Raw genomic sequence first — 11,361 nt, 5'->3', positions numbered from 1 at the left:
GCCGAACCGCTTGATGCGGTTCATCGAGGCCGACCGAACAGCGAAAGGCAAAAAATGTTCGCAGTCATCAAAACGGGCGGCAAGCAGTATCGCGTCGCCGCCAACGATCTCCTGAAGATCGAGAAACTCGAAGCCAAGGTCGGCGACATCGTCGAGATCGGCAATGTGCTGGCGCATGGCGAAGGCGAGAACGTCACCTTCGGCGCGCCGTTCGTCGATGGCGCTCTGGTCACGGCCGAAGTCGTCGAGCAGGGCAAGAACCGGACCGTCATCGCTTTCAAGAAGCGCCGCCGGCAGAATTCACGCCGCAAGATCGGCCACCGCCAGCTTCTGACCACCGTCAGGATCGCCGAGATCCTGCTGGGTGGCGCCAAGCCGTCAAAGAAGGCCGCCGCCAAGCCGGAGACCAAGGCAGAGGTTGCCGCCGAGGCGAAGGCCGAAGCCGCTCCGAAGGAGGCCAAGGCCAAGAAGGAAGCCGCTCCGAAGGCGGAAGCCGCTGCCGAGGCCGCCGCCGCGCCGCTGTTCAAGGCGCCGAAGGGCGAGCCGGACGACCTGACCGTGATCAAGGGCATCGGCCCGGTTGCCGCCAAGGATCTCAACGAGCAGGGCATCATCACCTTCGCCCAGCTCGCCAAGCTCTCCGACAAGGATGTCGCCAAGATCGACGAGCACATGCCGTTCAGCGCCGACCAGATCAAGGACTGGCGCGAGCAGGCCAAGGAGCTGGCGAAGAAGTAAGGCGCATCCGGCGAAACGATCGCCGGATCGGACTTGAAACGGAACGCGAACGCGTTCATAAGACCATTCAAACGCCCTCGAGGCGTATCGGAGTTAGTTAGATGGCACACAAGAAAGCTGGCGGTTCGTCGCGCAACGGTCGCGACTCGCACTCCAAGCGGCTCGGCGTGAAGAAGTTCGGCGGCGAAGCCGTGATTCCGGGCAACATCATCATTCGTCAACGCGGCACCTCGTGGCATCCGGGCACCAACGTAGGCATGGGCACGGACCACACCCTGTTTGCGCTCGAAGCCGGCGCAGTCGCCTTCAACAAAAAAGCCAACGGCCGAACCTACGTCTCGGTGAACCCGATTACCAAAGCAGCGGAATAGCCGGTTTCCGCACCACAACACCGGCACCCATCTCGGGAACCGGTGTCTGGCCAGGCCAGGAAAAGGATCAGGGGAGATGGGTTTCCATCTCCCCTTTTTCTTTGCCTGGAGGACTGAAAATGGTTGCCGAAGCGGAAGACACGGACGACGAAAGTTACGCGATAGACTGCCCGGTGCTGGCCACCGAGCGGCTGGTGATGCGCGCCCCGCGCGACAGCGATGTCGGGCAACTGGTGGCGCTCGCCGACAATCGTCACGTGGCCGAGATGCTGGCCCGCATGCCGCATCCCTATGGCGAGGCCGAGGCGCGCGCCTTCCTGGCCATGGCGTCGTCGCGCCGGGCGGGCATCGTCTACGCGCTGACGCTAGCCGGCACCGGCACCTTCGTCGGCTGCGCGGGCTTGAACACCACCGATCGCGGGCTGGAGCTCGGCTACTGGATCGGCGAACCCTACTGGAAGCGCGGCTATGCGACGGAGGCCGCGCACGCGCTGGTCGACCTCGCCTTCCAGAACACCTCGACCCAGGTGCTGCACGCCTCGACCCGGGTCATCAATCCGGCCTCGCGCCGGGTCATCCACAAGTGCGGCTTCCAGTATGCCGGCCAGGGCATGCTCAACTCGATCGTCGCCGGCCAGGTGCCGGTCGAGCGCTACCGGCTCGATCGCAAGACGTGGACCAGTCTGAGGAACTGGGTCCACTTCTAGGCATGTTGAAATTCAGGTGAGGCCGGCCTGCAAATGACCGTTTCCTGCGCTTCCGGTGCTCACGTACTTAAGTACGCTCCGCTCCGGTTCTCGGAAACGGTCATTTTCGACTCGGCCTGACCTGAATAGCAACACGCCTAGGCGCCGCGCCTCGAAGCTGAGATCAAAAGAACCGGTCAGCCCAATTCGACCCAGACCGGCAAATGGTCCGAACCCACCGCTTGCCGGTCGACCCACGAGCGCTTCAGCGACCTGGCGAGCGAGGCGCTGGTGAAGATGTAGTCGATGCGCTTGTGGCGGCTCGCATCGTCGGGCCGTTTCGGGTCGACCCAGGTGGCGAGATCCGGGACGCCGAGGCGCTCGGCGACGTCGACGGCGAGGTCGGCGGTCAAGGGCATGCCGAATTCGTGGTCCGGGCGGCCGGCAAGCTCGGCATATTCCGCCGAGCCGGGCAGCATGTTGAAGTCGCCCATGACGATGAAGGCTTCTGGGTAGGGCAGGTCCGGCAGGCCGATCTCGGGAATGCCGGAAAGGCCGCCGCCCTCCAGCGCATAGTTCAGGAGGCGCTGGCGCAGGAAGCGGATCTGGCTCTGGCGTTCTACGGGGCTGCGATGATCGAGATGGGTGGAGTAGAAACGGATGAAGCCGAGCGGCGTCTCGATCAGCGCCTCGAGCGCGCCGCGCTGGAAGTTCATCGCCTCCAGGCTGCGGCTGCGCGGCAGAAGCAGGTTGCGCGACAGATGAATGGGTGTCTTCGACAGCACCATGTTGCCGAGCTGGAAGGTGGTCGTGATGGCGCGGCCGGCCTCCAGGCGCGAGGAGATGTTGACCTCGAAATTGCTGCCATAGGCGGCAAAATAGTCGGGCAGCGCCTCGCCGAGCTCGGCCACCATGTCGCGGTTGTTGTTCCTGGGGTTGTTGCGGGTGACCTCCTGCAAGGCGATCACGTCGGCGCCGCGCACGGCATCGGCGATGCGGGAAACATCGTAACGGCCGTCGAGACCTATGCCGTACTGGATGTTGTAGGTGACAAGCTTCATTCCCGCGCCCCTCCAGCTCCGCCCGCCAACAGTGCTACCGCGTCCCTGGCAAAAGGGCATCCGGCGCTTTAGTCGCAAATCGCCTCGCCCTTCGCCCCGCTTGATTGGACCGGGTCTGCGTTTCCCGGAAACGGCGACCCGCTCTATCTCGTTCTTCCTACGCAATTCCGGACGGAAAACCGCTCACACTTTTCCTGGAATTGCTTTAGAGCAATCCCGCAAGCGCAATAGCAGAAACCCGAAGATCCGATGAAATTTCTCGACCAGGCAAAGGTTTATATACGCTCCGGCGACGGGGGCGCCGGCTCGGTGTCGTTCCGCCGCGAGAAATTCATCGAGTTCGGCGGGCCGGATGGCGGCGATGGCGGCCGCGGCGGCGATGTCTGGGCGGAGGCGGTCGACGGGCTGAACACGCTGATCGACTATCGCTACCAGCAGCATTTCAAGGCCAAGACCGGCATGCACGGCATGGGCCGCAACATGACCGGCGGCAAGGGCGCCGACGTCACGCTGAAGGTGCCGGTCGGAACCCAGATCTTTGCCGAGGACAATGAGACGCTGATCTGCGACATCACCGTCGTCGGCCAGCGCTTCCTGCTCGCCAAGGGCGGCAATGGCGGCTTCGGCAACCAGCATTTCAAGACCTCGACCAACCAGGCGCCGCGCCGCGCCAATCCCGGCCTGCCGGGCGAGGAGCTCAGCATCTGGCTGCGGCTGAAACTGATCGCCGACGCCGGCCTGGTCGGCCTGCCCAATGCCGGCAAGTCGACGTTCCTAGCGGCTGTCACCGCGGCCAAGCCGAAGATTGCCGACTACCCCTTCACCACGCTCTATCCCGGCCTCGGCGTCGCCCGCATCGACGGTCGCGAATTCGTCATCGCCGACATCCCCGGGCTGATCGAGGGCGCGCATGAGGGCGTGGGCATTGGCGACCGCTTCCTCGGCCATGTCGAGCGCACGCGCGTGCTGCTGCATCTCGTCTCCGCCCAGGAAGAGAATCCCGGCAAGGCCTACAAGACCGTGCGCGCCGAGCTCGAGGCCTATGGCCATGGGCTGGCCGAGAAGGTCGAGATCGTGGCGCTCAGCCAGATCGACATCCTCGACGCCGAGGCGCGCAAGAAGAAGACAGCGTCGCTGAAGCGCGCCGCCGGCCGCGCGCCGCTGCTGTTGTCGGCCGTCACCGGCGAAGGCGTGGAAGCGGTGCAGCGCGCGCTGATGGCTGTCGTGGCCGAGGCCCGCGACGCCGTTCCCGCGCCCGTCGACACGCGCTGGCAGTGACCATGCAATCGCTGAAGAAATACCGGCGCATCACCGTCAAGATCGGCTCGGCGCTGCTCGTCGACCGCGGCACTGGGCTGAAGCGCGACTGGCTGGATTCGCTCGCCGACGACATCGCCGGGCTCGCCCATGGCGGCGCCGAGGTGCTCGTCGTCTCGTCGGGCGCGATCGCGCTCGGCCGCACGATCCTTGGCCTGGGAAAGAGAGCGCTGAAGCTTGAGGAGAGCCAGGCGGCGGCGGCCGTCGGCCAGATCGCGCTGGCCGGCGCCTGGTCGGACGCGCTCGGCAAGGGCGGGCTGAAGTCCGGCCAGATCCTGCTCACGCTCGGCGACACCGAGGAGCGGCGGCGCTATCTCAATGCGCGCGCCACGATCTCGACCTTGCTCAAGATGAAGGCGGTGCCGGTCATCAACGAGAACGATACGGTGGCGACCTCGGAAATCCGCTACGGCGACAACGACCGCCTGGCGGCGCGTGTGGCGACGATGATGGGCGCCGACCTCCTGGTGCTGCTCTCCGACATCGATGGGCTCTACACGGCGCCACCGGCCAGGGACCCGCAAGCGAAATTCATCCCGGTGGTCGACCGCATCACCCCCGACATCGAGGCGATGGCGGGTGCGGCCGCCTCCGAGCTGTCGCGCGGCGGCATGCGGACAAAACTCGACGCCGGCAAGATCGCCAATGCGGCCGGCACCGCCATGGTCATCACGTCGGGCACCAGGCTGTCGCCGCTGATGGCGATCGAACGCGGCGAACGGGCCACTTTCTTCAAGCCGAGCGCCAATCCGGTGAAGGGCTACAAGACCTGGATCGCCGGGCAGCTCGAACCGGCGGGGCGGCTCACCGTCGATGCCGGCGCCATCGGCGCGCTGCTATCGGGCAAGTCGCTGCTGCCGGCGGGCGTCAAGCTGGTCAGCGGCAATTTTTCGCGCGGCGATACGGTGGCGATCCTATCGCCCGAGGGCCGCGAGATCGCGCGCGGCCTGGTTGCCTACGATGCCGCCGATGCCGTAAGGATCGCAGGCCTGAAGACGGCCGAGATCGAAACCGTGCTCGGCTACGAGGCGCGCTCGGCGATGATCCACCGCGACGACCTTGTGGTGAGCCATTCGAGTGATCAAGTATTGGCCGTTGATCAAGTATTGGCCGGCCGAAGCGGAGGATGAGCCATGCTGAAGCTGCATGAGAAATCCCGAGACGACACTGCGGCGCTGATGGCCGATATCGGCCGCCAGGCGCGCGCCGCAGCCCGACCGCTGGCCATTGCCACCACCGCCGCCAAGAACGCCGCGCTTGTCGCCATGGCCGAAGCCATTCTTCGCAACGAGCAGGCGATTCTCGACGCCAACGCCATCGATGTCTCGAATGGCGAGGAATCCGGCCTTTCCGGTTCCTTCATGGACCGGTTGAAACTGACACCGTCGCGCATCGAGGCGATGGCCGACGGCATTCGCGAGATCGCCGCGCTAAAGGATCCGGTCGGCGACGTGATCGCAGAATGGGACCGGCCGAACGGACTCCATATCGAGCGCGTGCGCACGCCGCTCGGCGTCGTCGGCGTCATCTATGAGAGCCGGCCAAATGTGACGGCCGATGCCGGCGCGCTCTGCCTGAAGGCCGGCAATCCGGTGATCCTGCGCGGCGGCTCGGATTCGCTCAACTCGTCCGCGGCGATCCATGCCTGCCTGGTCGAGGGGCTGAAGGCGGCCGGCCTGCCGCAGGATGCGATCCAGCTGGTGCCGACCACCGACCGCGCCGCCGTCGGCGAGATGCTGAAAGGCCTCGGCGGCAATCTCGACGTGATCATTCCGCGCGGCGGCCGCAGCCTGGTCGAGCGTGTGCAGAGCGAGGCGCGGGTGCCGGTCTTTGCCCATCTCGAAGGCATCTGCCATGTCTATGTCGACCGCTCTGCCGGTCTCGACATGGCGGTGAAGATCGCCGTTAACGCCAAGATGCGGCGCACCGGCGTCTGCGGCGCGGCCGAGACGCTGCTGGTCGACCGTGCTGCGGCGGGAACGCATCTGGTGCCGATTCTCGAGGCGCTGCGCGCGGCGGGATGCGAAATCCATGCCGATACCGAGGTGCTGAAGGCGTTCTCCGAGGCCAGTCCTGCGACCGATGCCGACTGGGTGACCGAGTATCTCGACGCCATTATCGCGGTGAAGCTGGTCGATGGCGTCACCGGCGCGATCGAGCATATCGAGCGCTTCTCCTCGCACCATACGGAGGCGATCCTGGCCGAGGACGCTGAAGCGGTGGAGCGCTTCTTCAACGAGATCGATTCGGCGATCCTGTTGCACAACGCCTCGACGCAATTTGCCGATGGCGGCGAGTTCGGCATGGGCGCCGAGATCGGCATCGCCACCGGCAAGATGCATGCGCGCGGACCGGTCGGCGTCGAGCAGCTGACCTCGTTCAAATACCGCGTGCGCGGGTCGGGACAGGTGAGGCCTTGATGCTATTTGCCGCTAGAGGTTGAAGCTTGCGCCCAGGGCCCCCTCTCTGGCCTGCCGGCCATCTCCCCCTCAAGGGGGGAGATCAACTTGCGCATAGGGCTTCGCCAATCGCCTACGTCATAAGATTTGCGCCTGCGGACGAGCTGCCGATCTCCCCCCTTGAGGGGGAGATGCCCGGCAGGGCAGAGAGGGGGGCCTAGCACCGTGCTCTCGTCCCCCCAGCCCGCCGTCCCCGCGCACTATCTGCGCATGCCGCATGCCGGCAAGGGCGTTGCCGTCGGCCTGTTCGGCGGCTCGTTCAATCCGCCGCATGCCGGCCACGCGCTGGTCGCCGAGATCGCGCTGAGAAGGCTGGCGCTCGACCAGCTGTGGTGGATGGTGACGCCGGGCAATCCGCTGAAGAGCACGCGCGAGCTGGCGCCGCTGGCCGAGCGGTTGCAGCTGTCCGAGCAGATCGCAAAAAATCCGAAGATCAAGGTCAGCGCTTTCGAGGCCGCTCAACACATCCGTTTCACCGCCGACACGCTGGCGCTGGTCAAGGCGCGCAATCCCGGCGTCGACTTCGTCTGGATCATGGGCGCCGATTCGCTTCGCGATTTCCATCGCTGGCAGCGTTGGCGCCAGATCGTCATGACCTTCCCCATCGCCGTCATCGACCGCCCGGGCGCGACGCTGTCGTTCCTCTCCTCGGTGGTCGCCAAGACCTTCGACTACGCCCGCGTCGACGAGGGTGACGCGCCGCGGCTTGCCCGTATGAAGGCGCCGGCCTGGACCTTCATCCACGGCCCGCGCTCGTCGCTGTCGTCGAGCGCCATCCGCAAGGCGGCAAGGAGCTGAAACGTCCCTTCTCCCCAGAAGGGGAAAGTTCGGCCATGTCGCTTTTGCGGCGGCCTTTCCCCTGTAGGTCGGCGATGCTGCGTGAATGCTGGAGAAGAACCGCACCCCCATCGAGCCAGATGACGGCAGGCAGCCGGCGCCGCTGATCGCCATTGCCAGCGTCGTGGCGTCGATGGCGCTGATCGCGATCGGCAACGGGCTGATGTTCGCCTTCATCCCGGTGCGGCTCGGCGCCGACGGCTTCGATCCGACCTGGGCCGGGCTGATCGTCACCGGGCTTTCGGCCGGTGGGCTCGCCGGCTGCATCCTGACCGGGCCTCTCGTCCGGAGAGTTGGTCACGCCCGCGCGTTCATGGTGCTTTCGGCGCTGATCGCGCTCTCCAACGCGGCGATCGGCGCTGGCCCGATCCCGCTTATCTGGATCGCGGCGCGCGCGCTTTACGGCTTTGCCATTTGCGGTCTGTTCATCGTCGCCCAGAGCTGGCTGAACGATGCCGTCCCCAATGCCATACGCGGCCGCGTCATGGCGGTGTTCTACGTCGCCTATGTCGCCGGCCTCGGCGTCGGCTATGCGACGCTCGCCGCCATCGACATCCGCACCGCGGCAGCGCCGCTGATCGGCATTACCTGCACGGCGCTGTCGATCCTGCCGGTCGGCATGACCCGGCTGGCGCAGCCGCCGCCGCCGCAGGCGGCCTCGGTGGCGCTCGGCCGCGCCTGGCGGATCTCGCCGGTCGGGGTGGCGGGCATGTTCGCCGTCGGCGGCCTGTCGATGATCATTTCCGGTTTCGCCCCGATCCATGCCACCGCCAAGGGCTACAGCCAGGCGGATGTGGCGCTGCTGTTGTCGGCCATGCCGGTCGGCACGCTGATCCTGCAGATACCGCTCGGCTGGATCTCGGACCGAACCGACCGGCGCTATGTGCTGATTGGCGCGGCACTGCTTGCCCTCGTTGCCAGCCTGCTCGCCATCGCCTTTGACGGCGGCGCGCTGGCCGTCCTGCTCGTGGTCTATCTGATCTGGGATGGCGCGTCGGAATCGATCTATTCGCTGTCCAGCGCGCATGCCGCCGATCGCGCCGGCAAGGACGATCTGCTCGCCCTGTCGAGCTCGATGCTGTTTGCATGGTCGCTGGCGGGGTTTGTGGTGCCGGGCATCGTGACAGGGCTTTCCGCGGTCTATGGCACCGGGACGTTCATCTATGTCGGCATCGTCATCGCCTCGGCGTTTTGCCTGTTCGTGTCGTGGCGGGTGCTGGCGGCACGGCCGGTACCAGCCACCGCGACAGGCAGCTTCGCGCCGATGTGCGCGCAGGCGCCGCTGCCGGTGGAGCTTGCCTTCGCGCCGGACGAGCAGCCTCGCCCCGGCAATTGAGGCGCGTTGTCGACAGCTTGCGCTACTGCCTGGTTGAGGGCGGTTCCTGGTGCGATGCCTCCGGCGGCGGCACCGGGACGGAAATGCCTTCGGTGTCGAAGGCCTGCTTGGCGCGTTTGGTGAGATCGATCTGGGTGGCGAAGAAATCGGCGGACGAAGTCCAGTAGCGCAGGCTGATGGCGACGCCGCTGTCGCCGACCGTGGCGACGAAGGCGATTGGCGCCGGCTCGCGCCTGACGCGCCGCTCGGTGGCGGCGACGGCGAGCATCGTCTTTTGCGCGAGGTCGATGTCGTTCCAGGAGCCGATGGTCAGTGTGACGTCGCCGCGGCGGACGCCGTTGCGCGTGTAGTTGCGCACCGGCTGGTTCCACAGCGTCGAATTGGGCGCCAGCACATAGACGCCGTCGACCGTCCGCAGCCGGGTCGCGAACAGGCCGATCTCCTCGATGGTGCCGGAAATGGGCCCGACCTCGACATACTCGCCGATGCGAAACGGTCTCAGCGCAAGCAGCATGATGCCGGCGGCGATGTTCTGCAGCGTGCCCTGCAGCGCCAGGCCGATGGCGAGGCCGATGGCGCCGATGGCGGCGATGATCGAGGCGGTCTGCACGCCGAACTGGCCGAGCACCATGATGACGACGAGGATCAGGATGGCGTAGCGCACGATCTTCGAGAAGAAATGGCGAAGCGTCGCGTCGAAGCCGTGGATGTGACCGAGGCCGGCGAAGATCGAGCGCTCGGCAAGGCCGGCGACGAGATAGCCGACGACCAGCAATATGACGGCGCCGACGGCCGAGAAGGAGTAGGAGACGATCAGGCTGCTGAGTTGCGCGAGGCCAGCCTGCACGGAGAGGAGCGTGTCCTGGGGATCGATCGGCATTGTGGGAAATCCGGTTGGTGGGCGAGCCGATAACCCATGTGGACGCCATGGGTTCCCGACTTTTTTCCCGCTTTGCGGAACCAAGCGGAGGGGGTCGCGTCGGCGAGCGCGGAGCCACCGTCTTGAAACTGCAACGGAACTCTGCCTATCTAAGTGGTGTCACCTGATTTGACGGGTGATTTGGTTGTTCTTGCTGCGAAAGGAAAGACACTGAGAACAGCACTGCGGAAGAAGGCCGACATCGTGCCTTCGCCGGCCGGGATCAGCGGAAATGACGCCGTGTCCCGCGCCATCAAGACAGTCCTTGCCAGTCTGGAAGACTCCAAGGCCGAAAACATCGTCTCAATCGACATCCAGGGGAAATCGAGCCTCGGCGACTACATGGTCGTAGCGTCGGGCCGATCGCACCGTCATGTCTCGGCTGTCGCCGATCATCTCCTCAAGGCGCTCAAGGATGCCGGCCTCGGCATGGCGCGCGTCGAGGGGCTGGCCAGCGCCGACTGGGTCCTGATCGATTCGGGCGACATCATCGTCCATGTCTTCCGTCCCGAAGTCCGCGAATTCTACAATCTCGAAAAGATGTGGCAGGCGCCGGACCTCGAGGAAGAGACCCTTCACTGAGCCGTAACCGTTGGGGTGCGTGTCCCCGAATCCCTGGGTGACATGCACTAGCGGCTCTTCGAGGCAAGGATGAAGATCACCGTTCATGCCGTGGGCCGGATGAAAGCCGGCCCCGAGAGAGAACTCGCCGACCGCTATTTCGAGCGCTTCGCTAGGAGCGGCCCGGCGGTGGGGCTGGAATATGCCGGCCTCGTCGAGATTGCCGAAGGCCGCGCCCAGACCGCCAACGAGCGCCGGCGCGAGGAAGGCCAGAAGCTGCAGACGATGCTGCAGCAAGGCACGGCGCTGATCCTGCTCGACGAGCGCGGCAGGAGCTTCTCCTCCGAGGAATTCGCCGGCCGCCTCGGCCTGCTGCGCGACAGCGGCCGCAAGGCGCTGGTGATCGCCATCGGCGGCGCCGACGGCCACGACCAGTCGCTGCGCGACCAGGCCGATCTGGTGGTCTCGTTCGGCGCGCTGACCTGGCCGCATCAGCTGGTGCGGGTGATGCTGGGCGAGCAGCTCTACCGGGCCGCGACGATTCTTGCTGGACACCCCTACCATCGCTCCTGATGTCGCGGCCAAAGGACACGCCAGGGTCAGCACGCTCGGCCCAAGCTTTCCGGCGGCCGGATCGGCGTCATGAGCATCCTGCATGATCGGATGGACGTGCCTGTACGCCTGGCCGAGGACCTGAGGACCCTGGAAGCGCGATCGGAAGACACGCAGTTCTCCGAATTTCCGCCTCAATGGCCCGACATCACGGTAGTTGTGGGTTCTCCATCATGGTTGATGGTTCGTTAACGAAGCGGCGGATAGAGTCTGGGCCTGATGTCTGAAGGCTGGAATTCGAGAACGCGCGCCTGGCGCAGCCGCTGCGGCCTGACATTTGTCGCCGCGCTGATTGCGTTCCGTCCGGCCCTGGCGGCGGAAAACACCCTTGATCCAGCGCCCGATCCCGACCGGAGCCGGGCCGAATACGAACAGGTCTCGAAGGAAATCACGCTCTCGTCCGAGCGGCTGGCCAAGCTCGCCGCCGACATTGCGGCGGTCAAGAAGGATCATGCCTCGATCAC

Annotated in this window: 12 protein-coding genes and 1 pseudogene; 11 read left to right on the top strand and 2 right to left on the bottom strand. The window is 65.7% G+C overall.

Annotated elements, in window-relative coordinates; translation table 11 throughout:
• The first annotated feature begins 54 nt into the window (after positions 1 to 54).
• From EN780_RS13210 to EN780_RS13200, 3 genes are all read left to right on the top strand, one after another.
• Positions 55 to 738, top strand: a complete 684-nt coding sequence (locus EN780_RS13210; protein WP_127309310.1) for a 50S ribosomal protein L21 — start codon at positions 55 to 57, stop codon at positions 736 to 738.
• A 101-nt stretch (positions 739 to 839) separates the two neighbouring features.
• Entirely contained in the window at positions 840 to 1,109 is a 270-nt protein-coding gene (rpmA, locus tag EN780_RS13205; RefSeq protein WP_126057796.1) for a 50S ribosomal protein L27, read from the top strand.
• Between the two features lie 119 nt (positions 1,110 to 1,228).
• The gene (locus EN780_RS13200) at positions 1,229 to 1,816 is read left to right on the top strand and encodes a GNAT family protein (RefSeq protein WP_127309311.1); all 588 of its coding nucleotides are present in this window, start codon (positions 1,229 to 1,231) and stop codon (positions 1,814 to 1,816) included.
• Positions 1,817 to 1,992: 176 nt separating this feature from the next.
• Here the strand turns inward: EN780_RS13200 and EN780_RS13195 are convergent, their stop codons facing one another.
• Complete coding sequence (locus tag EN780_RS13195; protein WP_128274190.1) at positions 1,993 to 2,856, bottom strand: endonuclease/exonuclease/phosphatase family protein; 864 nt, start codon at positions 2,854 to 2,856, stop codon at positions 1,993 to 1,995.
• Between the two features lie 249 nt (positions 2,857 to 3,105).
• Here EN780_RS13195 and obgE point away from each other — a divergent pair, with 249 nt between their 5' ends.
• From obgE to EN780_RS13165, 5 genes are all read left to right on the top strand, one after another.
• Positions 3,106 to 4,134 (top strand): GTPase ObgE, encoded by a 1,029-nt coding sequence (gene obgE, locus EN780_RS13190; protein WP_127284549.1) that lies wholly within the window; start codon positions 3,106 to 3,108, stop codon positions 4,132 to 4,134.
• A gap of 2 nt (positions 4,135 to 4,136) precedes the next feature.
• Positions 4,137 to 5,303 carry a glutamate 5-kinase gene (proB, locus tag EN780_RS13185; protein ID WP_127390820.1) on the top strand — a complete coding sequence of 389 codons (1,167 nt, stop codon included), beginning with the start codon at positions 4,137 to 4,139 and terminating at the stop codon, positions 5,301 to 5,303.
• A gap of 3 nt (positions 5,304 to 5,306) precedes the next feature.
• A complete protein-coding gene (locus EN780_RS13180) occupies positions 5,307 to 6,593 on the top strand; it encodes a glutamate-5-semialdehyde dehydrogenase (protein WP_128274188.1) in 1,287 nt (428 codons plus the stop codon).
• 249 nt (positions 6,594 to 6,842) lie between these two features.
• The gene (locus EN780_RS13170) at positions 6,843 to 7,430 is read left to right on the top strand and encodes a nicotinate-nucleotide adenylyltransferase (RefSeq protein WP_127394277.1); all 588 of its coding nucleotides are present in this window, start codon (positions 6,843 to 6,845) and stop codon (positions 7,428 to 7,430) included.
• A gap of 85 nt (positions 7,431 to 7,515) precedes the next feature.
• The gene (locus EN780_RS13165) at positions 7,516 to 8,805 is read left to right on the top strand and encodes an MFS transporter (RefSeq protein ID WP_128274184.1); all 1,290 of its coding nucleotides are present in this window, start codon (positions 7,516 to 7,518) and stop codon (positions 8,803 to 8,805) included.
• Positions 8,806 to 8,827: 22 nt separating this feature from the next.
• Here the strand turns inward: EN780_RS13165 and EN780_RS13160 are convergent, their stop codons facing one another.
• Positions 8,828 to 9,685: a mechanosensitive ion channel family protein gene (locus EN780_RS13160; RefSeq protein WP_127310251.1), complete on the bottom strand. Its 858-nt coding sequence runs from the start codon at positions 9,683 to 9,685 to the stop codon at positions 8,828 to 8,830.
• A gap of 243 nt (positions 9,686 to 9,928) precedes the next feature.
• On the opposite strand from EN780_RS13160, the gene rsfS reads away from it, so the two are divergent.
• From rsfS to EN780_RS40615, 3 genes and pseudogenes are all read left to right on the top strand, one after another.
• Positions 9,929 to 10,306 carry a ribosome silencing factor gene (gene rsfS / locus EN780_RS13155; RefSeq protein WP_127284554.1) on the top strand — a complete coding sequence of 126 codons (378 nt, stop codon included), beginning with the start codon at positions 9,929 to 9,931 and terminating at the stop codon, positions 10,304 to 10,306.
• A gap of 69 nt (positions 10,307 to 10,375) precedes the next feature.
• On the top strand, positions 10,376 to 10,858 hold the full coding sequence (rlmH, locus tag EN780_RS13150) for a 23S rRNA (pseudouridine(1915)-N(3))-methyltransferase RlmH (protein WP_127284555.1): 483 nt from the start codon (positions 10,376 to 10,378) through the stop codon (positions 10,856 to 10,858).
• A gap of 258 nt (positions 10,859 to 11,116) precedes the next feature.
• Positions 11,117 to 11,361: pseudogene (locus EN780_RS40615) on the top strand (hypothetical protein); the annotation flags it as partial.

The sequence above is a fragment of the Mesorhizobium sp. M4B.F.Ca.ET.089.01.1.1 genome (genome assembly GCF_004022605.1).
Classification (GTDB): domain Bacteria; phylum Pseudomonadota; class Alphaproteobacteria; order Rhizobiales; family Rhizobiaceae; genus Mesorhizobium; species Mesorhizobium abyssinicae.
This window is presented reverse-complemented; position numbering and strand designations above follow the sequence as displayed.